This window comes from Arthrobacter sp. FW306-05-C, assembly GCF_021801725.1.
Lineage (GTDB): Bacteria > Actinomycetota > Actinomycetes > Actinomycetales > Micrococcaceae > Arthrobacter.
The window spans coordinates 2,801,108-2,826,464 of record NZ_CP084556.1; the positions used below are offsets into that span (position 1 = coordinate 2,801,108).

At 61.3% G+C, this 25,357-nt stretch carries 22 protein-coding genes and 1 pseudogene; 10 read left to right on the forward strand and 13 right to left on the reverse strand.

All coding sequences use genetic code 11. The features are described 5' to 3' along the window. Nucleotides 1–116 precede the first annotated feature (116 nt). From LFT44_RS12990 to LFT44_RS13030, 10 genes and pseudogenes are all read right to left on the reverse strand, one after another. The gene (locus LFT44_RS12990) at nucleotides 117–1,355 is read right to left on the reverse strand and encodes a phage major capsid protein (RefSeq protein ID WP_236798873.1); all 1,239 of its coding nucleotides are present in this window, start codon (nucleotides 1,353–1,355) and stop codon (nucleotides 117–119) included. Between the two features lie 102 nt (nucleotides 1,356–1,457). Beyond that, entirely contained in the window at nucleotides 1,458–1,733 is a 276-nt protein-coding gene (locus LFT44_RS12995) for a hypothetical protein (RefSeq protein ID WP_236798874.1), read from the reverse strand. Between the two features lie 21 nt (nucleotides 1,734–1,754). Continuing rightward, a complete protein-coding gene (locus LFT44_RS13000) occupies nucleotides 1,755–2,315 on the reverse strand; it encodes a P27 family phage terminase small subunit (protein WP_236798875.1) in 561 nt (186 codons plus the stop codon). 103 nt (nucleotides 2,316–2,418) lie between these two features. After that, on the reverse strand, nucleotides 2,419–2,697 hold the full coding sequence (locus LFT44_RS13005; RefSeq protein WP_236798876.1) for a WhiB family transcriptional regulator: 279 nt from the start codon (nucleotides 2,695–2,697) through the stop codon (nucleotides 2,419–2,421). After that, nucleotides 2,694–3,101 carry a WhiB family transcriptional regulator gene (locus LFT44_RS22150; protein WP_442863748.1) on the reverse strand — a complete coding sequence of 136 codons (408 nt, stop codon included), beginning with the start codon at nucleotides 3,099–3,101 and terminating at the stop codon, nucleotides 2,694–2,696. Before LFT44_RS22150 ends, LFT44_RS13005 begins: the two co-directional genes overlap by 4 nt. A gap of 140 nt (nucleotides 3,102–3,241) precedes the next feature. Then, nucleotides 3,242–4,609 (reverse strand): AAA family ATPase, encoded by a 1,368-nt coding sequence (locus LFT44_RS13010; RefSeq protein WP_236798877.1) that lies wholly within the window; start codon nucleotides 4,607–4,609, stop codon nucleotides 3,242–3,244. Next, nucleotides 4,606–4,989, reverse strand: coding sequence for a hypothetical protein (locus LFT44_RS13015; RefSeq protein WP_236798878.1), 384 nt, complete (start codon nucleotides 4,987–4,989; stop codon nucleotides 4,606–4,608). The genes LFT44_RS13010 and LFT44_RS13015 overlap by 4 nt, the downstream gene beginning before the upstream one ends. Further along, nucleotides 4,986–5,276 (reverse strand): helix-turn-helix domain-containing protein, encoded by a 291-nt coding sequence (locus LFT44_RS13020; RefSeq protein WP_236798879.1) that lies wholly within the window; start codon nucleotides 5,274–5,276, stop codon nucleotides 4,986–4,988. Before LFT44_RS13020 ends, LFT44_RS13015 begins: the two co-directional genes overlap by 4 nt. 230 nt (nucleotides 5,277–5,506) lie before the next feature. Then, a complete protein-coding gene (locus LFT44_RS13025) occupies nucleotides 5,507–6,955 on the reverse strand; it encodes a recombinase family protein (RefSeq protein ID WP_236798880.1) in 1,449 nt (482 codons plus the stop codon). 11 nt (nucleotides 6,956–6,966) lie between these two features. Next, nucleotides 6,967–7,971, reverse strand: a pseudogene (locus LFT44_RS13030) (CpaF family protein); the annotation flags it as partial. 523 nt (nucleotides 7,972–8,494) lie between these two features. On the opposite strand from LFT44_RS13030, the gene LFT44_RS13035 reads away from it, so the two are divergent. Both LFT44_RS13035 and LFT44_RS13040 read left to right on the forward strand, forming a co-directional pair. Further along, nucleotides 8,495–10,726, forward strand: coding sequence for a hypothetical protein (locus LFT44_RS13035; protein ID WP_236798881.1), 2,232 nt, complete (start codon nucleotides 8,495–8,497; stop codon nucleotides 10,724–10,726). Nucleotides 10,727–11,332: 606 nt separating this feature from the next. After that, complete coding sequence (locus LFT44_RS13040; protein WP_236798882.1) at nucleotides 11,333–13,486, forward strand: GH25 family lysozyme; 2,154 nt, start codon at nucleotides 11,333–11,335, stop codon at nucleotides 13,484–13,486. A 54-nt stretch (nucleotides 13,487–13,540) separates the two neighbouring features. On the opposite strand, the gene rfbA is transcribed toward LFT44_RS13040, so the two are convergent. After that, a complete protein-coding gene (gene rfbA / locus LFT44_RS13045; protein ID WP_236798883.1) occupies nucleotides 13,541–14,407 on the reverse strand; it encodes a glucose-1-phosphate thymidylyltransferase RfbA in 867 nt (288 codons plus the stop codon). 55 nt (nucleotides 14,408–14,462) lie between these two features. Here rfbA and rfbB point away from each other — a divergent pair, with 55 nt between their 5' ends. Genes rfbB through LFT44_RS13065 form a run of 4 tightly spaced genes read left to right on the forward strand, consistent with a single transcriptional unit; the run spans nucleotide 14,463 to nucleotide 18,039 of the window. Beyond that, complete coding sequence (gene rfbB, locus LFT44_RS13050) at nucleotides 14,463–15,461, forward strand: dTDP-glucose 4,6-dehydratase (RefSeq protein WP_236798884.1); 999 nt, start codon at nucleotides 14,463–14,465, stop codon at nucleotides 15,459–15,461. Nucleotides 15,462–15,464: 3 nt separating this feature from the next. Then, nucleotides 15,465–16,889 carry a sugar nucleotide-binding protein gene (locus LFT44_RS13055; RefSeq protein ID WP_236798885.1) on the forward strand — a complete coding sequence of 475 codons (1,425 nt, stop codon included), beginning with the start codon at nucleotides 15,465–15,467 and terminating at the stop codon, nucleotides 16,887–16,889. Then, nucleotides 16,886–17,617 carry a glycosyltransferase family 2 protein gene (locus tag LFT44_RS13060; RefSeq protein WP_236798886.1) on the forward strand — a complete coding sequence of 244 codons (732 nt, stop codon included), beginning with the start codon at nucleotides 16,886–16,888 and terminating at the stop codon, nucleotides 17,615–17,617. Before LFT44_RS13055 ends, LFT44_RS13060 begins: the two co-directional genes overlap by 4 nt. An 8-nt stretch (nucleotides 17,618–17,625) precedes the next feature. Continuing rightward, nucleotides 17,626–18,039, forward strand: a complete 414-nt coding sequence (locus LFT44_RS13065; protein ID WP_236798887.1) for a DUF2304 domain-containing protein — start codon at nucleotides 17,626–17,628, stop codon at nucleotides 18,037–18,039. Nucleotides 18,040–18,099: 60 nt separating this feature from the next. Here LFT44_RS13065 and LFT44_RS13070 read toward each other — a convergent pair whose 3' ends face one another. Further along, a complete protein-coding gene (locus LFT44_RS13070; protein WP_236798888.1) occupies nucleotides 18,100–18,981 on the reverse strand; it encodes a glycosyltransferase family 2 protein in 882 nt (293 codons plus the stop codon). A 262-nt stretch (nucleotides 18,982–19,243) separates the two neighbouring features. On the opposite strand from LFT44_RS13070, the gene LFT44_RS13075 reads away from it, so the two are divergent. The 4 genes from LFT44_RS13075 to LFT44_RS13090 all read left to right on the forward strand — a co-directional run bounded on the left by LFT44_RS13075 (nucleotide 19,244) and on the right by LFT44_RS13090 (nucleotide 23,288). Next, nucleotides 19,244–20,149, forward strand: coding sequence for a glycosyltransferase (locus LFT44_RS13075; protein WP_236798889.1), 906 nt, complete (start codon nucleotides 19,244–19,246; stop codon nucleotides 20,147–20,149). Continuing rightward, nucleotides 20,146–20,889, forward strand: coding sequence for a glycosyltransferase (locus tag LFT44_RS13080; protein WP_236798890.1), 744 nt, complete (start codon nucleotides 20,146–20,148; stop codon nucleotides 20,887–20,889). The genes LFT44_RS13075 and LFT44_RS13080 overlap by 4 nt, the downstream gene beginning before the upstream one ends. After that, nucleotides 20,886–21,935, forward strand: a complete 1,050-nt coding sequence (locus LFT44_RS13085; RefSeq protein ID WP_236798891.1) for a glycosyltransferase — start codon at nucleotides 20,886–20,888, stop codon at nucleotides 21,933–21,935. Before LFT44_RS13080 ends, LFT44_RS13085 begins: the two co-directional genes overlap by 4 nt. A 141-nt stretch (nucleotides 21,936–22,076) precedes the next feature. Beyond that, the gene (locus LFT44_RS13090) at nucleotides 22,077–23,288 is read left to right on the forward strand and encodes a lipopolysaccharide biosynthesis protein (RefSeq protein WP_236798892.1); all 1,212 of its coding nucleotides are present in this window, start codon (nucleotides 22,077–22,079) and stop codon (nucleotides 23,286–23,288) included. Between the two features lie 38 nt (nucleotides 23,289–23,326). Here the strand turns inward: LFT44_RS13090 and LFT44_RS13095 are convergent, their stop codons facing one another. Beyond that, the gene (locus tag LFT44_RS13095; protein ID WP_236798893.1) at nucleotides 23,327–25,348 is read right to left on the reverse strand and encodes a DUF6541 family protein; all 2,022 of its coding nucleotides are present in this window, start codon (nucleotides 25,346–25,348) and stop codon (nucleotides 23,327–23,329) included. Nucleotides 25,349–25,357: the final 9 nt, after the last annotated feature.

A 25,357-nucleotide genomic window follows, 5' to 3' on the forward strand; every position in this document is an offset into this window, starting at 1 on the left:
CTTATTATTCCTCCGGACGGCGCTGGTCGCTCTTCTCGTCAGCTCCCATCGATCCCTGTGCCGGCAGCATGGATACTGCTGGCGGGTGACGTTGACGCCTTGCCGGGGAAAGCTTTTTAGGCCGCCAGGTCCACGACGCGGAGAGACTTAGGAGACGTGATTTCCAGGCCCACACGGGCTTCAAGACGGGCTTCGATTTCATTTCGACGGAAAAGCTCCCGCGTGACCGGCGCCGCCTCCGTGCCGGTGATACCGACAAACGGGTTCCAGGCCAGGAGGGCGCTGGAACGGGTCAGCAGGGTGACGACACTCAAGTCACCCACGACGGCCTGTCCGACAGGCATATCGTTCGCCAAGGTCACGGGCACGTTCCACAGGGTCCGGGCCGGGGCGGCCGTCGGCTGGGACGGGCCGACAAGGAACCTGCCCGTGGTGTCCTCGGCAAGCTCAATTTCCATCCAATCCAAGGGGTTGAGAACAATCCCGGTAGCCGGAGAGCCAGCGGCCTCAAGGTCGCCCAACGCGCGGCGGATGGACCGCATGGCTGAGCCGGAGAATGCCGTTTGGATAACACCGGGTGTAGTCATGATGCCGTACACGGTGGAATCGTCCTCAGCGAGGCCGCCGTTCAGGATGAAGTCCGTTACCGCGGACTCGAGCCCGTAAGTCATTTCGGAGATAAGAAACTCTTCCAGGGAACCGTAATCGGCGAAATACTGGATGGGCGTCGGCTCCGAAACGTGGGCGATAGTAGCAATGCTGTAGTTCTCAGCCTCCAGGCCGTACCGGGAAACCGGCTTGAGCTGGCTCATAGGAACGCTGGTGGCGTTGTTTTCGCGGAGTACCTGCCGGAGGTAGGAGCCAGTCGGCTTGTCCACGGGGCGGGCGTTGATCGCGTTCGGCAGGGAATGCTGTGCCTTCGGATCCTCAATGGCACGCCCGTCGAATCCGACGCTCACGGCCCCGCTGGGGACGAGCTGCTTATTCACCGCAGGGCCGCCGATAGTCGGCGCCGCAACATCCAGGGCCTTCTGCATCTGCTTGGCGAACGCTGCCGCCCGCTCCCGGCGTCCGTTGTCCGCCCCGGCCGCCTTACGCACGCCCGGCATGGTGACCTCCCGGAGGTATTCCTCTTCGTCCTCAAGGGAGCTGTGCGTGATTCCGCCGGTAACTGCCTTGTTCAAGGCGGCCGCGGCAGCGTTCGCATTGCCGATCTTGGTTTGCAGGTCGTTCACTTCGCGGGCCAGGGCGGTTGCCCGCTTCCCGTCGGCTTCGGTGAAGTCGGGCCCTTCGGCTTTGGCAAGGAGCGCGTTTGCTTCCTTGCGGAGCTGGGCAAGTCGCTGTTCAGGGTTCATTTTCCGTCGCCTATCTTGGGTTGTTTCGTGTCATTCAGGCGGCGGTGGTTCTCATACTTGCAGGGGCCGGTGGCCCAATGTGGGCGTTTTCCGGTTTTTCTGTCAGGAACTTTGGCCCAGCTCTGACTCTTTGCGGTCCAAGGCGGCGCTGTAGTGGTCGAAAAATTCCTCAGGGCCGACGCCGGCAGGGGCGGCCTGCGCCGCCGCCACAATGTTGCGGAGCATCTTTTCCAGGGTTTCCCGGCTTGTCTCAGGCAGGGCTTCAATCTGTCCCTGCAGGACCGCCAGGGCGTCGGCGTCTTCTACTGATTCGGCGCGGAAAAGGGCGAGCGCGAGGCGGTTGAGCGTGAGGGCTGCGCGGGTGGGCTGTTCAGTCATTGTGCTTTTCCTTCGTTGTTATCAGAACGGATTGTTGTCGTCTTCGCCGGCTGCCTGCCGCGCGGTTTTCATCTGCGTACGGGCGTTCGGCGTCAAGCCCAGCTCACGCGCCCACAGACGGAGCTGCTGCGACGCTTCACGCTTCGCAGCAACATTCGGGTTCTTCACTCCGCGCCCGTTGTCCGCACTGGACCGGCCCGGAACGGTCAAACCGTTCTCCGCGATATCCCGGGCCGCGGCGTCAAAGTCCGCCCAAAAGGTGCAATAGGCCACAAGGCCCTGCCGGTCCCCCTCAAGAAAACGCTCCGGGTCGCAGCGGAATTGTTCGGCCAGTCGGCGCCACTCCGCCAGGCCGACGGCGGAGATATCCGGCTGGTTGTCCCAATCCAAAGTGCCGCCACCTATCTGCACCGCGGACGGGGCTGCCGGCGGCTGCTTCTGGCCGGGATCGGCGCCGGGCATGAGCTTGAGCTTCGGCCCGCCCGTCGAAGGGCGCCCCGGGCCGCGATTGCCGGATGCTGCTGTCGTCATTGTTCTTTCCTTCGCTGTCGTCGCTTTCAAAAAGTGGTTTTGGTCGGTCATACTGCGTGCTGAGCTACCCCGGCGGGGATTCGGTGGCCCGGCGTTCAAAGTCAGACGCCCCTCCCCCGGTCCTGCCGCCTGCTGTGCGGGCCGTGGCTGCCCGTCAGGCCGCCTGCTGTTGCCGCCGGTACCTGCGGCGGTCCGCGGGCGTTGTTGCGCCCCATACGCCGATTGTTTCGCCGGCTGCGAGCGCGTAGTTTCGGCAGGCGTCCATGACGGGGCAGGACCGGCAGAGTTGTGCGGCTTTCCGTTGTTCTGCGTGGTCTTTGCTCATCCATTCGTAGGTTCCGGATGCGCATGGGAGCAGTGCGCCGTTGCGGAGGCCGACGAAGGCGATCCATTCGGGCAGGGTGAGGGCGTCGTCTCTGGTTGTTTCTCTCATGCTGCGTCTGCCTGCCGTTGTTCCTCGCGTGTTGCTGCCTTCGCGCTTGGGTTTTTTGCTTGGTTTTTGCCGTGCCGGTCTGCTGGGTCTTTTTGTTTGCTGCTGCCCGGGTGTTTTGCCCGGCGTTGTTTCCGGTCGGCTTCGGTGGTGCCTGCCCAGGTGCCCGGGACTCTCCTGGTTGTGGCTGCGTAGCGTCGGCAGGCTTGGAGGGCTGGGCAGCGGTCGCAGAGTGCTGCTGCTGCTTGTTGGGTGTCCGGGTCGGGGTCGAGCCAGTCGAGGCCGGGGGCTGTTGTCAGGCAGGGGACGTTATGGCGGTGCCGGGTTACGGCGGCTATGAGGGCGGCGTGTAGTTGCTGCCTGTGGGGGCGTGGAAGTGTGCCGGCGAGTTTTGCAGCGTTTTTCATGTTTTCTTTTCCTGGCCGTTGTTGGTTGTTTTCAGTGCGTTGGGCTGTTGTCCGCGTCGGCTGTGGTGCGTCAGTGCGTCTATATACGCACTGACGCACTGACCACGGGTGCGTTGAACGCACTGCGACGCACTGACGCACTAAGGGTGCAAAGTCGGTTGTGAAAAGTTGGCAACGGACTTTTCACTCGTTCCGGTGGTCTTTCCATGCCTGGCGTCGAGGCTGTGCATGGTCGCCCGGTGCGGGCCGCTGTAGGTGATTGTGCGGCCTTCGGCGCGCGCTTTCTTGAGTGCTGCCCTTATGGCTTTCTGTGGGTGCCCCTGCGGCATTAGGTGTTCTTCGATCTGCCGGCCACTGAGGGCTGAGTGCTGGGTGAGGAGTTCGAGGAGTGCCGGCATGGCATTCCCTGCCGCCCCTTCCCGGCGGTTGCCGTCGGTGTAGCTGAGGTGGCGTGTAGCCGGGTCGTATTCCAGGCCGCCTTCTGGCACGTCAACGTCTCTGCCGAATGCTGAGAAGAACCGGGGTGATGAGGGGTCTTCGTCGGCGCGGACGATTTTCCAGGTCACGTCGGGCCAGTCGAGGAGCCGGGAGGAGCCGCGCTGCCGTTCCGAGTTGTGGCCCATGTGGTGCACGATGATGGATTCGCCGGCCATTGCTTCGGCGAGGAATTCGTCCCAGGCGATAAGGAATTGGCCGGCGTCGAGGTTTTCGTCGAGTCCGAGGGCGTCGAGGACGGGCCGGAGGCAGTCGAGTATGACGACGTCGGCGCCTTCTATTCTGTGGGCCCATGCTTTGCGGGTGTCGGGGTCGATGAGGTTGAACGTGGAGAGGTTGCCGCGGAGGCTGACGACTTCGACGAGGTGGGTGTTTTTGATGCCTTGGTCGCGGAGCCAGCGTTTGAGGGTGCGGGGGTCGAGTTCGTTGTCGATGAGGACGACTGTGCCGGGCCGCCCGTCTTCGGTTTCGCCGGTGACGGGTTGGACGGGGAATTTGTCGAGGAATGGGTCGCCGTCCACGAGTGAGCGGACGGCGTTGCCGACGGCTGAGGACTTCCCTGCCTTGTATTGGGCGGCGAGGATGCAGTTGCCGCCGGTGGGCAGGAGCCCGTCAATGCGGTAGCGGATTTCTTCGTCTGGTTCTTCGAGGAGGTCTTTGAGCTGGACTATGCCGGGTAGTGCCGCGGGCGGGGCGGTGTTTTCGGCTTTGACGATGTTTGCGGCGCGTTCGCGAAGCCGGATTTGTCGTGCGTAGGCGGCTGTTTCGTATTCGTCCACGAGGGCTTGGTAGCCGGCCTGATCGAGGTGTGGTGCACCGTTTAGGATCCGCTCGAGGAGGTGGTTGTCTAGGGCGTCAAGGCTTTCCTGTGAGAGGGTGTTGCCGTCGTTGGCTTGTACGGCGCGGGTGAGTTCGGTGGCGCGTTGGTCGCGGTAGGCCTGGTTCTGTTCCGGGGTGAGGTTGTCGAGTTTGTCGTAGAGGGCTACGCGGACGGCTGAGGCTATGCGGTTCACTTAGCGGCCTCCTTACGCTGGCAGGCGTCGCAGAGGCCCATGAGGACGATGAGGGCCGGGATAGGGCGGACGGCGGAGAGAGTGACGCCGGCGGGGTCGTGGTGGCCGCAGCGGTCGCAGGTGCGGTCCGCGGCGCCTTGGATGCCTATGAGGTGCTGGCAGTCGCGGCAGACGGCTTTGCGGGGCGCCCAGAGCCCGATGATGCCGACGGCGCCGTTTCCGTTGAGGTGGCCGCAGTGGGTGACGTGGCCGGCGTCGAGGTCTGCGGCGAGGAGCTGCAGGCGGTTTTTGAGCCAGGCTGTGGGCTCGTGGTTTGTGGTGCGGGTGAAGCCGTGCACGGTCGCGGCGCTGCGGGTGGTGATGATGCGTTGTGCGCTCATGCGGCGTCACCGCCCCGGCGGACGAGCATGGCGATGCGGCTGCACTGGTCGTCTGTCAGCGGTGGGGCTTCGGCGATGAGCCGGGCTATGCGTGTTTCGAGGGCGTCGGGGGTGGGGGCCGGCGTTGCGAGTCCTTGCAGGTCTGTGCTGCGGATGCGGATTGACCTGGTGCCGAGTCGGCAGGCTGGGAGGGAGCCGTCGCGGACCCGCCGGCGCACGGTTTCGGGTGCGACTCGTAGGATTTCGGCTGCTTCGTTGACGGTAAGCAGATTGGGTGTTGAAGACACGGAGACTCCTGGCACGAAGTAGTCCCGCGCCAGAGGAGTTCTCTGGCAGGGATTAGTTTCATGCGGCTCCGTGGGAGCTTGGACAGGCCCGAACCCAGCCGTCCCCACGTGATGCAATCTTGCGCCATGACATCTTGAGTGGTCTTATCGTCCCCGCCGAGCAATCGGGCTTCGCTCTAACGCTGCGAGGACTACGAAAGTCAACGTAACAGGCAGGAGGCGCCTGCTTGCTACTCCGCGGACTTTGTCGGCGTGTCGGGGTTGCCGGCCCCTTGCTTCCATTCGATACGGATTCTGTCGGGGTCAAACGTGCGGGGCGCGGACTTGCCTACCGGGTGGGCGTAGACGGCCATGAGGGCGTCAAGGACGGCCCGGCGGTCTTCGATGCCGGCAGACTCCCACCATGCCGCTACTTCCTCGGCTGAGCCGTTGCGACCGGCGAGGACGTTGGTGCTGCGGAGCGAGGCGAGCTGCTGGTTGACGGTTTCGAGGTCAGCGTTAACGCGGGCAGTGATGATGCTGAGCTGCTTGGCGGTTATGTCGCCGTCGGCGTAGCTGTTCGCTGACTCGTCCAGGCGGGCGCGAAGGACGGTGGCTTTCTGCTGCAGCTCCGCCGCAGTGATGCCGTCGGCGCCGGCGGTTACGGCGTCTGCGTTCTCTGGCCGGCTGAGGACACCGAGTACAACCCGGGTTAGGAAGGCTTCGACGGGCGCGGCGTTCTGGAAGGCGTGGCCGCCGCCGGTCGCCTTGCATTTGTAGTAGTGGACTTGCCCGGTTTTCCCGGCCCTGCTGGACGTTTTCATTGGTTCCCCGCAGGTGCCGCAGCGGAGGAGGCCGGCGAGGAGGTGACGGACGCGGTTGCCGTTCTGTGTGAGCCGGGACGGGTTCTTGAGAGTGGTAACGCAGGCCCGCCAGTCGTCTTCGCTGATGATTGCGGGAAAGACTGAGGGGCCCATGATTTCGCCGCGGTAAGCGGACAGGCCGGCGTTGGTTGGCCGTAGGAGGAGGTTGCGGACGGCGGTGCTTGTCCAATCCTGCCCGCGCCTGGTGTGCACTCCCCTGCCGTTGAGGTCTTTGACGATGTAACCAATGCTCCGGCCGGCGAGGAACCCGGTTACGGCGTTCTTGATTTCGAGGGCGTCGGCTTCGACTATGACCGGGGCGCCGTCGATCATTTCCCAGCCGTACGGGACCGGGCCGCCCGTGAATGCGCCGTCTTTTGCGAGCTGCAGTTTCTTGCGGGTGATGCGGTCGCTCTTGTGTTCAGACTCGTACCGAGACCACGCGCCGAGGGTGCGGGCGACGGCCCTGCCCGACGGCGTGGAAAGGTCTATCTCCCCGGCTTTGACCGTGTGGGTGACGATGCCGTTTTTGTCGGAGGCGTCGATGTAGCTTTCGAGTTCGACCGGTGAGCGGTGCAGCCTATCCGTGTGCCAGGCAATGACGCCCTGTAGGGTTCCGGCTTCCATACGTTCGAGGAGCTGCTGATATTGGGGCCGGCGCCTGCCTGAGTAGGCCGATATGTCGTTATCCGTGTAGACGCCGGCGACGGTCCACCCAAGAGACTCCGCCAGGCGCCGGCAGTCTTCCTCTTGGCGCTGCACGCCGAGGCCCGCCCCTTCCCGGTCCTTCGAGATTCGGCAGTAGATTGCTGCCCTGACTTCTGCTGTCCCGGCCATGCCCTCACCCTAACTGTTGGTAGGGACTCAATGTAGAACGCGCTGGATATGTTCTCCCCCGCGAGCAAAGGAAGGGTGCAGATTTTGGTTACTGCATCGTGTGCCGAGTTGGCGTGGACAGTACACATACCGGGAAGTCCGCTATTGAGTGCGATCAGCATGTCCAGGCTCTCAGCTTCCCGCACCTCCCCCACCACCAAACGGTCCGGGCGCATGCGCAGAGCCTCCTTCACTAGTCGGCGAAGTGGAATTTCGCCCTCACCTTCGAGGTTCGGCTGCCTGCACTGCAGGCCTACGACGTCCCTGAGGGGGAACTGAAGCTCGAAGATTTCCTCGACGGTGATGACGCGCTCCCGACTTCCGATGCTGGCCGCCAAGCAGTTCAGCATGGTTGTCTTGCCTGCCTGCGTTGCCCCGGAAACGAGGATGTTGAGGCCGCTGGAAACTGCCGCGCCAAGAAAGCGCGCAGCTTGTGGGGTCAGGGTTCCCAACTCCACAAGATGTTCAAGACGGCTGGCTTTTACGACAAATTTACGAATGTTCACGGCCCAGTGGCGGCGCGTGACGTCCGGAATGACAACATGGAGCCTGGAGCCGTCGGGCAGCGCTGCATCCACAAAGGGCGACGACATATCCAGCCTTCTGCCGGAGCTTTTGAGCATGCGTTCCACCAGATCCCGCACCTGCTGCTCGGAAAGGCTGAGCGACGTCAGCTCTGACTCGCCGTTGCGTGCGACATAGATTTCATTGGGGGCGTTGAGCCAGATCTCTTCAATCGATGGATCATCGAGGAGGGGTTGAAGTACGCCGAACCCTGCGACGGCGTCGAAAAGGAACCGACGCGCTGCGTCAAGAGGGCCAAGGGGCGGAAGAGGTCCCATGAGGGCCCGTTCGTCGTAGTCAGTGACTGCGGCTTCGACCAATCGACGGACCTCGCCTGCCTGCCTGAGCGGGTCCAGCCCGCGGCGGCGAATGAGCTCGCGGACTTCGTCCTCGACTATTCCCAGCGCGTCCATATGTTCCCCCATACAACTGCCGCCCCCGGCGGAGGCAGTGCGACTGAGGTCCAGCCTAAGGAGCCGGTCCTGCCACAACAAGTCAAATGACAAGGCTGTGGACAAACCGAACAATGCAGAACGATCAGTACCCTGAGTACCTTGGCCCCGTGGACCGGTAGGCAGCCCTCTCCAAGTGGAGTACTCACTACCCGTGTGCCAAGTGTTGCAGGAGGGATTAATGGTGAGCGGGGGCACCAGCTTCCTTAGGGACCTGGACGCAGCAGCGTTGGGGCTGATTGTTAGGAGAATCGTGAAGAGACGCATGACGCGCGCCCTGGGCCAAGGACTGGCAACAGTTCTTGTTGTCTCTGGGCTGGCAACAGTATTTGGGGCGCCAGCCGGCGCGGCAGCCCCAACAGTGGCTGCGCCGGCCCCAACGTATGGTTTTCCCAGCGTGACATATACCGGGTCTGGGCAGGCAGCCACGGAAGAGAAGCCTCAGAGCAAGCTCTGGTGGAACGATGGCTCCTGGTGGGCTGACATGTGGACCACTGGAAGCGGATGGCGAATCTACAAGCTTGATCGCACCGCAGAAAAGTGGGTTGACACCGGGGTTGCCATAGACAGCCGAACCAACACACTTGCAGACACCCTATGGGACGGCACGCACCTGTACGTCGCCTCCCATGTCGTCACAACATCAACCGAGAACGCTCCAGTTGCTTCTCTACCCAACCAACCTGCCAGGCTCTACCGGTACAGCTATGCAAACGGGAAGTACACGCTGGACTCCGGGTTCCCCACTACCATCACCACTGACAGCAGTGAAACGATGACCATCGACAAGGACAGCACGGGGGCCATTTGGGCTACGTGGACCCACGTCACAGGTGACGCAACTGCGGGATACACCAACAGCGTGATGGTCAACAGTTCCGCGGCCGGTGGCACGAACTGGGGCACGCCCGCGGTCCTCCCTGTTAACAACGTGCACCCCACGCCGGATGATATTTCCGCCGTTGTGGCGTTTGGCAAGAAGCAGATCGGGGTGATGTGGTCCGACCAGTCCACAGGTTCTGTTTGGTGGGCTACCCACACGGATGGCCAGTCGGCCGGCTCCTGGAAGGCCCAGCCCGCAGTGCAGGGGAAGGGCATCGCAGACGACCACCTCAACCTCAAGTCCCTGCAAGCGGACAGCGCTGGCCGGGTATTCGCCGCCGTTAAGACAAGCCTCGATGAAACTGCCACGGACAAGACGCTTCCGCAGCTGCAGCTTCTGGTTTTCAAGCCTGGTACAGGGTCCTTCTCACGGTCCACCATCTCCACGCTGGCTGACTGCGAAACCCGGCCACAAATCGTGCTTGATCCTGAAAACAACAAGGTGCACGCGTTCCAGACGGGGCCGGCGACGTCAGCCAGTGGCTGCCCGTACACCGGCGTTTCGGGCGCCATCTACCAAAAGACCGCCGACATGGACAATCCTGTCTTTGCATCCGGCCGTGGGACTCCTGTTATCCAGGATGGCTCTTCACTGAACATGAACAACGTGAGCACCAGTAAGCAACCGGTCAACAGCACCACGGGCATCGTGGCTCTGGCCACCGATGACGTGGCCAAGCGCTACTGGTTCGCCGATCTGCCTGTTGCTGGCGGCAAGACGGCCACGGCACCGGGAACATTCGTTCCGGTCACGCCAAAGCGGTTCCTGGATACGAGGACATCCTCAAAAGTGGGACCTGGAGGTACCGTGTCCTTCCAGGTGGCCGGTGCCTCAGGGATTCCGGCGAACGTCTCGTCAGTCGTGTTCAACCTGACCGTGACAGAACCGGAGGCGAACGGATTCATTTCGGCCTACCCCTCACTCACAAGCGCTCCTGCGACGTCGAATGTGAACTATGGGAAAGGCCAGACTGTGCCGAACCTGGTAACTGTGCCAGTGGGTAGCGACGGCAAGGTAACGCTCAAGAACTCCTCCACCGGTGCAACCCAGTTGGTAGCTGACGTCAGCGGGTACTACCTCGGAGGTACCCCGGCTGTACCCGGCGCACTTGTCCCGGTCGGACCCTCGCGGTTGCTGGATACCCGGTCCTCCTCCCCTGTTGCGGCCCATGCCACGATGTCCTTCCAGGTAGGCGGCAGCTCCGGCATCCCGGACAAGGTTTCCGCGGTGGTGTTCAACCTGACGGTCACCCAGCCGCAATCCGATGGGTTCATCACCGCCTATCCTTCCGGCGGCGCTGCACCCAATGCCTCGAACGTCAACTATGCGCCGAACCAGACCGTACCCAACCTGGTCACCGTGCCGGTGGGCGCTGACGGCAAAGTGAACCTCACAAACAACTCCAACGGCTCAGCACAACTTGTGGCTGACGTCTTTGGCTACTACATTGCCGGGACACCCACCGCGGCTGGAGCTTTTGTGCCGGTAGGACCGTCCCGGTTCCTCGACACACGCCTTTCCACCGGTCCCGTAGCGACCAACACCTCGGCTACGTTCCAGGTAGCCGGCGCCTCGGGCATTCCTGCCTCTGTTGCAGGTGTGGTCTTCAACCTGACGGTGACAGAACCTACCTCCAACGGTTTCATCACCGCATACCCGTCCGGGCAGGCTGTACCGAACGCCTCCAACGTCAACTTCGGCAAGAGCCAAACAGTGCCGAACTTGGTGGTGGTTCCGGTGGGTTCCGACGGCAAGGTGAGCCTTAGGAACAGCTCCACCGGGGGGACTGTGCAGCTGGTGAGCGATGTCAGCGGCTACTTCCTCGGGGGTTAGCACGAAATCTCCTGCCTTGGCAGGATAGGGCCTGACATAAGACGTCGGGGGAAGGGCAGGACGCCTTTCCCCCGACGTCTTTGTGCGCCTGCTTTAGACAACTTGTAGCCGGCGGCCTACCCCCGGGACTTCCGCGGTCTTCACAGCTGCAACCTGCACAACACTGGTCCCAGTAGTAACAGGATGCTATGGTGAGCGCGTTATTTAACGAAATAGCACTATCAGGGGACTTCCTGGGGGAAATCGCCTGAGCAGTATCCAAAGGGCGCTCGGGGGAGCGTCGCAATTTCTCCGGAGCAAAAAATGAAGCGGAACCTGTCTCAGTCCCGTCGCCTGGCCCTGAAACCCTTAGGGGTGCTCGTCCTTGCCTGCTCGCTGACGCTGGGTCCCGGCATTAGCGGTGCAGCTTTCGCGGTGGACTCCAATCCTTCGCCTACTCCTTCACCATCAATAAGCGGGACAGCTGCTGGGTCCGCTCCTTCGTCGTCTCCCGCCCCGTCACCCGAGGCCTCAGTCCCCGCCTCTTCGCCCGCAGCCAGCGCGGCCCCGGCGCCGACGGCGCCACCGGCGCAGTCCATGGCTGAGGCCGTCGGGAAGGGCGCTCAGATGGGCCAGCGGTCAGCCCGGGTAACATCGTCGTCCAGCACCTCAGCTGTCCAGCGACTCAGTACCGAGTCGCTGGCGACCCAAGGGACATGGACGCCCACCTTTGGAATCCAGGGACTTGACGTCAGCGGTTACCAGCCCAACGTCGACTGGCAGCAGCAGTGGAACATGGGTGCACGATTTGCTTATGTAAAGGCCAGCGAGGGCAATTACATGACGAATGACCAGTTCAGCCCGCAGTACCAGGGCTCCAGGAACGTCGGAATGATCCGCGGTGCCTACCACTTTGCCATCCCAAACTGGTCATCAGGCGCCGACCAGGCCCGGTACTTTGTAGCAAACGGCGGCGGATGGTCCGCCGACGGGTACACCATGCCGCCGGTCCTCGATTTCGAGTTCAATCCCTATGAGGGCCGGACCATCAACGGTTTCTACTTTGGAAATACCTGCTACAACATGACTCCCGGGCAGCTGGCGTCCTGGGTACAGGACTTTGGAAACACCATGAGGTCCTTGACCGGCCGGCTTCCGGCGATCTACACGAACACAATCTGGTGGAACCAGTGCCTTGGAAACCCTGCGGGCTTCGGTGACTACCCCCTGTGGGTGGCAGCCTACCCCGGAGCGCCCACCAACGATGCCGGGGCAGTCCCGACAGGCAGTTGGAGCACCTACAGCATGTGGCAATACAGCAGCACAGGGCCATTTGCGGGCGACTCCAACGTATGGAACGGCGACTATCCATCCCTGCAGCGGTTTGCAGGTGCGGCGCTTCCAACAGGAAGCTTCGACTCCCTGTCCGTGACAGGCAGCGGCACCCAATTTGCGCTGCGCGCGCGGGGCTGGTCGGTTGATCTTGCCAACACCGCCGCCTCGAACCAAACACACGTCTACGTCACGTCACCGGACGGCAGCACCACGGGTTACGCCTGGACAGCCAATGCCTCAAGACCTGATGTTGACCAGGCCCTGGGCTACGGGCCCAACCACGGTTTCGACGGATCTGTGCCTATCACCCGCTCAGGAACATACACTGCATGTGCCTACTCGATCGGCACGTATGGCAACACGCCCCTGGGCTGCAAGAGCGTAAGCGCTACAGGAATTGGCGTGCCGGTAGGCAGCTTCGACACTCTCACGCAAAACCGAACCGTGGACAAGGTCACACTGCAGCTCAAAGGGTGGGCGGCTGACCAGGCCAATCCCTCAACGTCCTCGTATGCAGACGCCTACGTGACAGCTCCGAACGGAACCACCACCGGCTACCGCATGACCGCAAACACTTCCCGGCCAGACGTGCAGTCAGCGACAGGCCTGGGTTCCAACCACGGTTTCGACTATCAGGTCCCCGTAACAGCTCCGGGATCTTATAAGGTCTGCACGTATGCGATAGGCCAGAATGCAAACACTCCCTTGGGGTGCAGGACTATAAGCGTCGACGCGAATCCGTCCCCCATTGGCAGTTACGACACCCTGACCATCACCCAAGCCACCAACTCGGCGGCCCTTCAGGTCACCGGTTGGGCCCTGGATCCCACCCAGCCCGCCACCAGCATTCCCGTCAACGTGTACATTTCCGCCAAAGACGGAACCGCGGTGACGAGCCCTACACCTGTGAACGTCACGGCCAACCTGAAAAGGCCAGATGTGAACTCCGCACTGGGGACAGTGGGTGACCATGGTTTCCAGGCCGCACTTCCCATCAACTCGACCGGCACCTATTCGGTCTGCGTCCAGGCTGCTGGCGTGGCACCTGTCTCCAACGGGCCCACCCTACTTGGATGCAGGAACTTCTCCGTTTCCTCTACGCCGCCCACCATGGGATTCCTCGACAGCGCCGGCATCCAGGTGTCCAATGGGCAGGCTGCGGTCGTAACCCAGGGCTGGACACTGGACCCTGCGTTGCCCGGCATTTCCAATCCTGTTCACGTCTACGTCACGTACCCGGACGGGAGCACCAGAGGATATCCCTTCACTGCCAATCTCAAGCGGCCGGATGTTAACAGCGCCCTGCAGACGGTGGGTGACCACGGTTATTCGACATCTGTCCCAATCACCGCCCGCGGCCAATACCGCGTCTGCACTTACGGGGTTGCGGTCTCAATGTTTGCTGCGTACAACTCCCAGTTGGGATGCCGTTCGTTGACTTACTAGGACACGAATAAGGGGGGTGAAGCCGCGGCTTCACCCCCCTTATTCGTGTCCAGGCTACTTTTCAGCCAGGAGCTCCAACAGGTAAGCCCCGTAACCGCTCTTGACCAAGGGCTCGGCCCGTTCGCGGAGTTCGTCGTCGCTCAGGAATCCGAGCCGCCACGAAATCTCCTCGGGGGCACCAATTTTCAGGCCCTGCCTGTTCTCGACGGTTCGGATGAAGTTCGAGGCATCATTGAGGTCATTGAAGGTGCCCGTATCAAGCCAAGCGGTTCCACGCGGCAAGATTTCGACCTGCAGCTTACCGGCCTCCAGATAGATGCGGTTTACGTCGGTGATTTCCAGTTCCCCACGGGCAGAGGGCTTCAGGTTCTTGGCGATATCAACAACATTGTTGTCATAGAAATACAGCCCTGGAACCGCATAATGGCTCTTCGGAGCCGCTGGCTTCTCCTCCAGCGACAGGGCCTTGCCATTGTCGTCGAACTCCACCACACCGTAGGCGGAGGGATCCTTGACCCAGTACCCAAAGACCGCTCCGCCGTCGATGGTCTTGAAACGGCGCAGCTGGGTCCCCATGCCCTGGCCGTAGAAGATGTTGTCGCCCAGCACCAGTGCGACGCTGTCATCGCCGATGTGGTCGGCGCCGAGGACAAAGGCCTGGGCCAATCCATCGGGCGAAGGCTGCTGCTTATAGGTGATGGAAACACCGAAACGGGACCCGTCCCCCAGCAAGCGTTCAAACTGCTCCGCGTCGTGGGGCGTCGTGATGATGAGGATGTCCCGGATACCTGCAAGGATCAACGTTGACAGCGGGTAGTAGATCATCGGCTTGTCGTAGACCGGTACCAACTGCTTGCTGACACCCAGCGTGATGGGATGAAGCCTGGAGCCGGTTCCGCCGGCAAGTATTATTCCGCGCATGCCCCCATCTTTCCCTTCGCTTAGGGCAGCGGCAAATCCGGTAGTCTAGGGAATTATGCAGCGACTTCTAGTGACCGGCGGAGCCGGCTTTATCGGCTCGAACTTTGTCCACTACGTTATCGAAAACACCGAAGACCACGTCACTGTTCTGGACAAGCTGACCTACGCGGGCAACCTTGAGTCGTTGCAGGGCCTTCCGCAGGAACGCTTCAACTTCGTTCAGGGAGACATTGCAGACGCCGGGCTTGTAGATGCCCTTGTGGCCGACACCGATGTAGTTGTCCATTACGCTGCGGAGTCCCACAACGACAACTCCCTCCACGACCCCCGCCCGTTCCTGGACACCAACATCATCGGCACCTACACACTGATCGAAGCAGCCCGCAAGCACAACAAGCGCTTCCACCACATTTCGACTGACGAGGTCTACGGAGACCTGGAACTGGATGACCCGGAGCGCTTCACGGAGCAAACTCCCTACAACCCGTCCAGCCCGTACTCCTCCACCAAGGCCGGATCCGACCTTCTGGTCAGGGCATGGGTACGATCCTTCGGCCTGCAGGCCACCATCAGCAACTGCTCCAATAACTACGGGCCGTACCAGCACGTGGAAAAGTTCATTCCCCGGCAAATCACCAACGTGATCGACGGGATCCGTCCCAAGCTCTACGGCAAGGGCGAAAATGTCAGGGACTGGATCCACGCCAATGACCATTCCTCAGCTGTGCTGGCCATCATCGCCAAGGGAACCATCGGCGAAACGTACCTGATCGGGGCAGACGGAGAGAAGAACAACAAAGAAGTTGTCGAACTGATCCTTAAGCACATGGGGCAGTCCGCTGACGCGTACGACCACGTGGTTGACCGCCCCGGCCACGACCTGCGGTACGCCATTGACTCCACCAAGCTTCGCAATGAGCTCGGGTGGGAGCCCAGGTTCTCCAATTTCGATGAGGGGATCGAAAACACCATCGCGTGGTACCGGGAAAACGAGGCTTGGTGGCGTCCGCAGAAAGCCGCCACCGAGGCCAAGTACAAGGAACAGGGCCAGTAACAAATGTCCCTGGAGTTCTCGAAAAAGCTTGCCGCCCACCAAACCCCCATTCCCGGCGTCGTCCTCTATGACCTTCCGGTCCATGGTGACAACCGGGGCTGGTTCAAGGAGAACTGGCAGCGGGAAAAAATGGTGGCCCTTGGGCTGCCCGACTTCCGGCCGGTCCAGAACAACATCTCCTACAACGAAAAGGCCGGCACCACCCGCGGGATCCACGCGGAGCCTTGGGACAAGTTCATCTCGGTTGCAACCGGCCGTATTTTCGGGGCATGGGTGGACCTGCGTGAAGGGCCCTCCTTTGGGGCCGTCTTCACGGCGGAGCTTGATCCAAGCCAGGCCATCTTCATTCCACGGGGTGTTGGCAACGCCTTCCAGACACTCGAGGACAACACGGCCTACACGTATCTGGTGAATGACCACTGGTCCGCGGACGCCCAGGGTCAGTACACTTTCCTCAACCTGGCGGATGAGACAGCGGCGATACAGTGGCCCATTCCCCTTGCCCAGGCCGAGCTCTCCGATAAGGACAAGGCGCACCCACGGATGGCGGACGTCGCGCCGATGCCCGCCAAGAAAATCCTTGTAGTGGGCGCGGACGGACAACTGGGCAAAGCACTGCGCAGGACGTACGACGGCGACACAACAGTTGAGTTCGCAAGCCGGGCGGAGTTTGACCTCACCAGCGAGGCAAGCTTCGCGGGCAGGAACTGGAAGAACTACTCCACCATCATCAACGCTGCCGCCTACACCGCCGTCGACGCCGCAGAAACGGCAGAAGGCCGGAGCGCCTCCTGGTCCATCAACGTTGCCGCGGTGGCGCACCTGGCGCGCACCGCCGTCGAACATAACCTCACTTTGGTCCATGTCTCTTCGGACTATGTCTATGACGGAACTTTGGACAGCCACGACGAGGACGAGTCCTTCACGCCCCTGGGCGTCTATGGGCAAACCAAGGCGGCCGGGGATGCGGTGGTCAGCGTCGTTCCCCGCCATTACATCGTCAGGACGAGCTGGGTTATCGGGGAAGGCAACAACTTTGTCCGCACCATGGCAAGCCTCGCGCGCAAAGGCGTCAAACCCTCAGTCGTCAACGACCAAAAGGGCCGGCTGAGTTTCACCGAAGACATCGCGGCCTTCATCCGACACCTGCTGGATGGGGACGCGGCCTACGGGACCTACAACTTCAGCAATGAAGGTCCGGTGAAAAGCTGGGCGGATATCGCTGGAGACGTTTATGAGCAATCCGGGGCAGCCCGGAGTGACGTAACGGGCGTCACGACCGCCGAGTACTTCAAGGACAAAGCAGCGGCTCCCCGGCCGCTCAACAGCTACCTGAAGCTGGTGAAGGCGCAGTCGACAGGGTTTGAGATCCCCGACGCCGAGTCGAGGCTAAGCGCCTACCTGAAGGCGGAAAACGATAAAGCATGACTCCCGCAGAGCAAGCCCACCGCACCCTGGTGATCATGCCGGCCTGGAATGAATCGGAGTCCATCGGCAACACCATCCGGGAAGTGTTCGAGTTTGGCCCCGACTGCAGCGTCCTCGTAGTGGACGACGGTTCACGCGACAACACTGCGCAGGTCGCCCGCGCGGCGGGTGCGCTGGTCGTGCAGCTCCCTTTCAACATGGGTGTGGGCGGCGCCATGAGGACCGGTTTTAAGTACGCCAAGATGCACGGCTACTCGCAAGTCATTCAGGTCGACTCCGATGGCCAGCACGATCCACGCGATATCAAGGCCGTGCTCGACGGGCTCCAGGAAGCCGACATCGTCATTGGTGCCCGCTTCGCGGAAAAAGGAAATTACACTGTCCGGGGGCCCCGCAAGTGGGCCATGAATGTTCTGGCCTGGACCATTTCCCGGATCGCGGGCACCCGGCTCACAGACGTGACGTCCGGTTTTCGCGCTGCCAATGCCAAGGCCATTCGACAGTACGTGGACCACTACCCGGCCGAATACCTGGGTGACACGATCGATTCACTGGTCGTAGCCATCCGGTCAGGATGTACGGTGCGCCAGGTTGGGGTTTCGATGCGGGAACGCCAAGGCGGCACTCCCAGCCACGATCCGGTCAAAGCCGCCATCTATCTGGGCCGGTCAGCATTCGCCCTCCTCTTCGCTTTGACGCGCAAGAGGAATGAACCGTCGTCCAACTAGGAGTTTCCATGGCCACCCTCGTTGGCTTCATTTTTGTGCTCGTTATTTTGCTTATCATCTTCGAGATGCTGCGGCGCCGTCACCTGCGGGAGAAGTACGCCGTCATCTGGATCATCATCGGCGTCGGCGTGCTGGTGCTGGTGGCATTTCCCCAGCTTCTCTTCTGGTCCAGCAGCGTGCTCGGAGTCAAAGTTCCATCGAACCTTCTGTTCGCGATTGCACTCGTACTGCTGGTGTCGGTCTGCCTGCACCTCTCCTTCGAGCAGTCACAGGCGGAGGATGAAATCCGGGTTCTGGCGGAAGAGGTAGGCATTCTCCGCCTCAAAGTGGAGGAACTCGAAACGGGCCGGCTGCAGGGTGGCAATGCCGCCGGCGGTGGGCAGCTTCCGCCGGAAGTTCGCCCCCAGGAGCCAACGCCTTAAAAGGACCAGGTGGCTGCTCGGTATCACCGGGCAGCCACCTGGGCCGTTTAACGAAACTTTCTACGAGACCACGTGTTTCAACAGCCTCGGCAGCGAGTCTGTTTTCCCGATCATCAAAGACCGGGCCACCAAAGTGGCGGCGTTCAAGCGCGATGTTGTGTGGAAGGCCGCTGCCCGTGCTGTGGCGTTCCACCCAAGTTCGCGGAAGCGGCGCGCCTGGCCCTCAAAGAAGGCACGTTCTTCATCGAACCGTCGCCCGTCGAGGGCCTTGACCGACGAGTCCGACGCCGAGTGCCGGCGATAGAGGAATGACAGGGTGGGGTCTACCACCATGGAACCGCCTTCGGCCGCGATATCAAGCAGCAAAGCGAGGTCCTGGACCACATGCAGGCCTTCGGTAAACCCGATACGACGGATTACGTCCGTTCGCCACGCCAGAGACGGGAAGTACGCCCAGTCCGCACGGACAAGGCTAGTGGCCATTCTTTCACCCTGGAGCAGCACCGTCTCTTTGGTGGACGGAGCGTATACCTTCTTGACGATGTCCACGAGAGGGGAGCAAGCGCGGCCCTGCTCATCGATGACCTGCACACCCGGCTGCACAACGCTCGCCTCGGGATAGGCGTCAAACGCGCGGGAGACAACGTCGAGATAGTTGGGCAACATAATGTCGTCCGCGCCCATCACGACGACAATCGGCGCTTCAGCCAGTTCGAGCGCCTTGCGGTAGTTGCCATTGGCGCCGAGGTTTGTTTCGTTCTTCCGGTACGTCACCCGGGGGTCGGTCATTGATTCGAACCAGCGCTGGGGTTCCGGGCTGGGGTACCCGTCGTCGACCACGATGAGACGCCAATCCTCGAACTGCTGGCTCATGACGCTCTGGGCCGCAAGTTTCATCAGGTCGACGTCCCCATAGTAGGGAAGCAATACATCAATGGCCATGTGCCAGGTAGGTCCTTTTCTTGAAGATACAGAGTGTTGGATCTGTCTGCCCGGAGATGAGCACCTCGACAATGCTACCGCGTCGCCACTGGCCGCCCCTTTCCGGAAGCCTGTTCGACTTGCTGGAAGAGGCAAATGGAGGCCCCTCTGAACCGACGATAGACTGGAGCCTGCTGTCTGACAGTTCCCTGACGCATTGGAACGGTCTATTTGATTAAGCGAGAAGGAACGATAAGACGTGACGCACCGGAGTGACCCGCGTGTGGCGGCTGTTATTTCAGCCTTCCACCCTCCCCAGGACCTTCCCCAGAGGGTGAGAGACCTCAGCAAGCAAGTCATTCACACGGTTGTGGTCGACGACGGATCGGACCTCGAGCGGAACAGCAGCGTGTTGCGGGAATTGGAAGACCTCGGTTGCACCGTAATTCGGATGCCGGGCAACGTTGGAATTGCGGCAGCACTGAATGCAGGTATAGAGGCCGCGATTGAATCCTGGTCCCCCGACTTCGTGGTGACCCTCGACCAGGACTCTGCCCTTGATCCTGGCTACATCGCAGCAGCTCTGGACACGTATACGGAAGCCCGGGCCAACGGCATCAACGCCGGCCTGGTGAGCGCCCAGTCGCATAATGGCCTGAACGTCCCGCTGCTCACCAAAAGGGCTCGTTTTCCCGAAGCGTTCGATCCCCTCCAGTCGGGAGCCGTTATCCCGGTGTCCACTTTCAAGACTGCCGGAATGCTTGACGAGAGGCTTTTCATCGACTGCGTCGACTCCGAGTTCAATCTTCGTGTGAGGTCCCACGGGCTGGCCACCCTGGTCGGAAAGGGATGCAATATGACGCATGCGTTGGGCCACGCACAGCCTATGATGCTTTTCGGCTGGCACGTGACAGTGTTGGGCGTCAAGCGCCACGTGCATTCGCATGCCCCTTTCCGGGTGTACTACATGACCAGGAACAGCATCTACCTCTGGCGGCAGTATGGTGCGAGATTCCCTGTGTGGCTGATCCGCAGACTCCGCTTCCAGGCCGAAAGCGACGTATTCAGGTTGCTTTACGGAGCCAACCGAAAAGGACAGTACCGGGCATTTATCCGGGGCTGTTTGGACGGGTGGCTCGGACGCCTTGGAAAGATTGACGCCGCCTTCCAGCGGAAGATCAGCGCATGAACGCGAATGCGCCCGTGCGGGTCTCCGTTTGCATGGCAACGTACAACGGCCAGGAATTTGTTGCGGAACAAGTGGAATCCATCCTTGCGCAGTTAACTTCCATGGACGAACTCATCATTGTTGACGATGCGTCCACTGACGGCACGCTCGACGTCGTCCGTGGCTTCGACGATCCCCGCATCGTCCTCCTGCCCAGCAAGGAAAACAGGGGGTACGTCGCCAGTTTTGAAAAGGCGATAACCGCCAGCAGGGGCGAATACATCATGCTGTCGGACCAGGACGACGTGTGGCCTGCCGGACGCGTGGAAACTCTGGTCAACGCCCTTCAAGAGAAGAACTTTGCCGCAAGCAACTTCACCGTTTTCGGGGGCCCGGCAAACAGGTACCACAAGATTCAGCTGAAAGAATCCGACAGCCGGCGGTGGGTGGCAAACATCATCACCACCTGGATTGGGGTGCGGCCATACTACGGGTGCACCATGGCTTTCCGTGCTGCCGCGAAAAAACTGATACTTCCTTTTCCGGACTTCCTGACCGAGACGCACGATCAGTGGATCGCCATCGTGGCCAACCTTAACCAAGACATGATCCATGTTGAGGCGCCGACTGTTGCACGCCGCCTGCATGACGAGAACACGACCCCCAAGTCACGCCGGCCCACCGCGGTGATTCTGCGTGCGAGAATCATGCTTCTTCGCGCGTTCTTCGTGGCCCTGGGCAGGAGGGTCCGGACCAGATGACCTCCGGGCACAATGCAGACTCGATACTCCCCTCCCCGGACAGCTACGCGGGCAGCTTCGGTGCGGTGGCACTTGCCGCCTACCAGCCGGACGAGCCAATGTTCGCCCGCCAGCTCAAATCCATCCAGGCGCAGACCCACAAGGACTTTGTTTGCCTCATTTCTGTGGATGGCGATTACCAGCCTGTTGAGGCCATGGTGCGCCGGGCATGCGGCGACGATGCGCGCTTCCAGGTGCTCGGCTACGAAAGCCGGCTCGGATTCCACCACAACTTCGAGCGTGCCCTGGAAGCAGTCCCGGAAGCAGCGCGCTGGGTTGCCCTCAGCGACCAGGACGACTATTGGTACCCGGGCAAACTCGAAGCATTGCTCCCCCATCTGGATGATTCCGCACTGGTGACAGGCCAGGCACGGGTAGTGACACCGGAGATTTCGACAGCCGATCAGGATCCTGCGAAAGGAACCCTGACCGACAGGCGCAACGTCGGTGCCGCCGACCTCATTGCCAACAACCAGGTGACGGGGTCTCTGTGTGTGTTCCGCCGCGAACTTCTTGACGTAGCCCTCCCCTTTCCATCGCTCGCTGCGCCGTCCCAATATCACGATCACTGGATCGGACTCTGTGCGCTTGCTTTCGGGGGAATCAGCATCCAGAACGACGTGTTGCAGGACTACATCCAGCACAGCGGCAATGTGGTGGGCGAGTCGCGGCAGAGCCTGCCCACGTCGATCCGCAACACCCTTCGGTTCGTCAAGCGCTATGAAGGAAGCACGAGGCCCCGCAGTATCTGCAGCATCATCTATAAGACAGGACTTGGTTGGCGCACGCTCATGGCCCGGACCCTGCTGGAACGGTCCGGGACCGTGGACCAATCTTCCTGCCCCGGCTTGCAGGAAGCGCTGAGGACCTATGGGCAGCCCCGAGCTTGGCGCCTGCTTCGTTGCCTTTTAGGTGGCGTGCTCCGTAAGAACGTGGCACCGATCCGCGCGTTGGAGATTTACCTCGGTGTGATTCTCCCGCGGATGCCGCTCAGCACGGCCACTTAGTCAAAGCCGGCCCCTGCCCCTGCTGCGGGTTTCACCGTTCCGCGGCAGCGGGTGTCCGGGCGACGTTCCGGCTCCCTCTTGGAAAAATACGGTCACGCTACGCAGCAGGCTTGCAGTACTAATCGAAGGAAGTGCTTGAGTATGAAAGCCGTGTTGTTGAGGCTTGCCGGTTTTACGGGCTTACCCCTGTTATCGCTCGTAACGCCGTTCCTACTCCTGCCCATCTTGTCCCGTGTCGCCGGAGAAGGAGGTTGGTCGAGCCTTGTATCCGGGCAGGCCATCGGCGCCTTTGGTGGTGCTGTGATTGCCTGGGGATGGACTACAGTCGGTCCGGTCGAAATAGCCCAGAACCCCTCTCCTCTCCACAGAGCAGAGGTTTACAGGGAGAGCATCAGAACCCGTCTGGTCCTCTCAGCGGTGGTATTTCCCGCGGTCTTCGCTTTGGCGTGGCAGTTGGCTGCCCCCGAGCATCGCTATGACGGCGCAGCAATGTCCCTAACGACTGCAGTGGTTGGCCTGTCACCGGCATGGTTTTGCATAGGGGTTGGAAAGCCAACGCTGCTTGCGACCTTTGATACTCTGCCCCGGGTGGCGGCAACCCTTGTTGCGGTCCCAACAATACTGGTGACCAAGGAGATCTGGCTCTATCCAGTCATACTGCTGGCCGCTGTTGGGATAAGTCTTGTGGTCTTCCACAGACTCGTTGTTACGGAGAGGGGCAAAACGTTCACCTCTTGGCGTGGAACCACTAAGCATCTGCGCGGCCAATTCGGGCCGGCAGCGATCAGTCTCTCCGGTACCACGTACGCTGCAACACCTGTTCCGATCGCCCAGGCCTTCATTCCCAGCACGGTAGTGGCAGGATTCGGCTCTGCCGATACCATCTACCGCTTTGGCCTCTTCTCGGTGATGGCCTTAGGCAATACCTTCCAGGGCTGGACTCTCGAACCGCAGGCCTCCAGCGCCAGGAAACGCCATACAGCCGCCGTCGCAGCCCACTTTGCGCTGGGCCTGGCTGGAGCTGTCTTCCTTGCCGCACTCGGTCCATTGACGTCGGAAATCCTGTTTGGTTCCGCTAACAAGGCCAGCCAGGCAACATGCGCACTCTACGGAGCCTCGTTTTTGTTTATTTCGGCCAGTTCTCCGTTCATTCGCAATCTCCTGTTGCCGCATGGCCGCCAGCGGCTGATTCTGACTTGGACGGTTATTTCGGCCGTCATCGGCGTAAGCCTAATGTTCTCAACTGCAATCGCGGGGTGGATAGATGGGGTCGCGATGTCAATGGCAATCAGTGAAGCAGTCCTTTTCCTTGGCTTACTGCTCCCTGGTCTGAGGACGCTTAGGGCTATATAAATCCCGCTTAGGGCTATATAAATGCCAGGCTGCGCACGTCAGCTATCACACAGGTGCAGCTTGTAGAGCTTCGCTTCGCCTTCCGAGTCTTCCAACGTCGCCAGGCCGGAGGCGATGAGGTTGTCCAGCCCCTTGTATCCGTTGTCCCTGCCATGCACTTCACGGTGACCAAAATCCAGGATGTAGTCGATGTTCAGCTTCCGGACCGCTGGGCAGGTGGCGGGATCATCTTTCGCAGGAGTAGGGCCGTTCAGGAGTGCTGCAGTCCCTTCTGGAACGGCACTGAGGATGTGCAGTTGGATCAGTTTGCGGTCGGCAAGCGCGTAGGCGAGTGAGCTGCCGTTCCATGGGTTTCCAACCAGGACGGCATCCTTCGGCACTTCGTTCGGCAGCCGGTCAATCAGCTTCAGCTCATCCTGGGAGACCAGAGGCGAATCCGCGGCCAGCCGGTAGGAGCCTGCCATCGCATCCTGCGCCTGGCGCACATTCGCCCGCTGCGTGGCCGCACCCAGGGCCAGCACCATGAGGAGGCCGGCAACGGTCGAGTACGTCGCTACCTGACGAACGGCGGCGCGATCAGTTGCAGCTCCTTCAGGCCTTGCCAACCGCTTCCGCTGCAAAGCCTCCATACCCCTCACGCTGCTCTTGAAGAACAGATCCCAGATGCAAACTGCCCCGCGGGAGGCAAGCGGGATTGTCACCAGTGGCAAGAGCGCAGCAAGCCTCGGCGGGTCGTTGTACCAGATACCGGTCCAGTACATCCTGAACTGGTCGGCGGGAAACGAACTGACAACCACGAACAGGAAACCCACCACAGCGTATGTACCCAGCCACCACAGCTGCCGGCGGGACCTAATTGTCACGTAGATGCCGATAAGGGTCAGCGCCAGGACGGCCCAGCCGACCGGGCGTCCGATCGCCGAACTCGCGATCACCTCGCCGATGGCCTGTCCCGTGGTCTCCACGGGGGGCCAGAATGCCGCCTCGGCTGGAGGACGAACAAGGTTCCACAGAAGGCGGACAACCATTACGGTGCCCACCAGGACGGCGACCAGCGCGGCGAGATTCAGTGCGCGCCTGCGGCCGCGCGACGACGCAAGCGTCCGCGCCACCAGACGGACATAGACGTAGGCGGCGGCCGGCGTCATCATCGCTATCCAGGCCATGGCGGCGCTGGGGTGGGCAAGGGAAAGACCCGGGAGCACAGCGAGCAGGACCAGCACCCCAATGAACCTGGAGCGAATCGGTGCTGGCGACAAACCCAGTACCTCCACCGATATGCCCACGACCAGCGGCAAGAGTGCAACCGCGAGAAAGTTTGGGTAGAGCACCCCAAAGTCGAGGAGCGAGATTGGGAAGGCGCCAAAGGCTGCCGAGAGCACGCCGGCGGAGATGCATATTGCTGGACGGTTCCCCCAAATAGCCTGCGCAAGGTAGATGCAGCCAAGCGGCCAAACCAAAGCGGCCACCACAATATTGACGACGTTGACGGACGCGGGTATTCCTCCTCCACCGACGCTGACAAGCAGCGAGACAAGGTCGTGCCAGGCAGCAGGATATGACGAGGCGCCCGTCATCGCATTAAGGGTCAAGGACGAGCCGGAACCCGTATCGAGGATGTACCGGATGGCGTTCAGGTGAAAAACATTGTCGAATGTCTGGGAAAAGGACTCCGGTTGCCCAATGGCTTTGATTAGTCGGCGCGAGACGAGCACCGCGGCCAGAATAACCGAGACCGCCGAAACAGCAAGGACACTCCACTGCGGTCTGCCACTGTGTCTGGCCCCAACTTTGTTGCTTTTCCGCGCAACCAAGAATGATGCAGCAAGAGCGAGTCCGGTCATGACAGCGGTTGTGCCCAGCACGGGAAGCAACGACCAGGAGAGCCCCAGGAAGGGAGCTGCAACAGCCGAAATTGCGACTATGGAGACGCTGATTCCCGGGGCCAGGGCGAAGATGCGGAGTCCTTCGAGGCGGGCTGCAACGGCCACGGCGAGCCCCGGAATGAACAGCAGAACCAGTGCGAGGAGAAACTGCGGTACTTGGTCAAACCAGGACAAGAATCCTCC

What these genes read in the sequence shown, in the direction of transcription:
- LFT44_RS12990 (WP_236798873.1), bottom strand. Translation starts at nt 1,355, where the DNA reads ATGAACCCTGAACAGCGACTTGCCCAGCTCCGCAAGGAAGCAAACGCG.
- LFT44_RS12995 (WP_236798874.1), bottom strand. Translation starts at nt 1,733, where the DNA reads ATGACTGAACAGCCCACCCGCGCAGCCCTCACGCTCAACCGCCTCGCG.
- LFT44_RS13000 (WP_236798875.1), bottom strand. Translation starts at nt 2,315, where the DNA reads ATGACCGACCAAAACCACTTTTTGAAAGCGACGACAGCGAAGGAAAGA.
- LFT44_RS13005 (WP_236798876.1), bottom strand. Translation starts at nt 2,697, where the DNA reads ATGAGAGAAACAACCAGAGACGACGCCCTCACCCTGCCCGAATGGATC.
- LFT44_RS22150 (WP_442863748.1), bottom strand. Translation starts at nt 3,101, where the DNA reads ATGAAAAACGCTGCAAAACTCGCCGGCACACTTCCACGCCCCCACAGG.
- LFT44_RS13015 (WP_236798878.1), bottom strand. Translation starts at nt 4,989, where the DNA reads ATGAGCGCACAACGCATCATCACCACCCGCAGCGCCGCGACCGTGCAC.
- LFT44_RS13025 (WP_236798880.1), bottom strand. Translation starts at nt 6,955, where the DNA reads ATGGCCGGGACAGCAGAAGTCAGGGCAGCAATCTACTGCCGAATCTCG.
- LFT44_RS13035 (WP_236798881.1), top strand. Translation starts at nt 8,495, where the DNA reads ATGTGGACCACTGGAAGCGGATGGCGAATCTACAAGCTTGATCGCACC.
- LFT44_RS13040 (WP_236798882.1), top strand. Translation starts at nt 11,333, where the DNA reads ATGGGCCAGCGGTCAGCCCGGGTAACATCGTCGTCCAGCACCTCAGCT.
- rfbA (WP_236798883.1), bottom strand. Translation starts at nt 14,407, where the DNA reads ATGCGCGGAATAATACTTGCCGGCGGAACCGGCTCCAGGCTTCATCCC.
- rfbB (WP_236798884.1), top strand. Translation starts at nt 14,463, where the DNA reads ATGCAGCGACTTCTAGTGACCGGCGGAGCCGGCTTTATCGGCTCGAAC.
- LFT44_RS13055 (WP_236798885.1), top strand. Translation starts at nt 15,465, where the DNA reads ATGTCCCTGGAGTTCTCGAAAAAGCTTGCCGCCCACCAAACCCCCATT.
- LFT44_RS13060 (WP_236798886.1), top strand. Translation starts at nt 16,886, where the DNA reads ATGACTCCCGCAGAGCAAGCCCACCGCACCCTGGTGATCATGCCGGCC.
- LFT44_RS13065 (WP_236798887.1), top strand. Translation starts at nt 17,626, where the DNA reads ATGGCCACCCTCGTTGGCTTCATTTTTGTGCTCGTTATTTTGCTTATC.
- LFT44_RS13070 (WP_236798888.1), bottom strand. Translation starts at nt 18,981, where the DNA reads ATGGCCATTGATGTATTGCTTCCCTACTATGGGGACGTCGACCTGATG.
- LFT44_RS13080 (WP_236798890.1), top strand. Translation starts at nt 20,146, where the DNA reads ATGAACGCGAATGCGCCCGTGCGGGTCTCCGTTTGCATGGCAACGTAC.
- LFT44_RS13085 (WP_236798891.1), top strand. Translation starts at nt 20,886, where the DNA reads ATGACCTCCGGGCACAATGCAGACTCGATACTCCCCTCCCCGGACAGC.
- LFT44_RS13090 (WP_236798892.1), top strand. Translation starts at nt 22,077, where the DNA reads ATGAAAGCCGTGTTGTTGAGGCTTGCCGGTTTTACGGGCTTACCCCTG.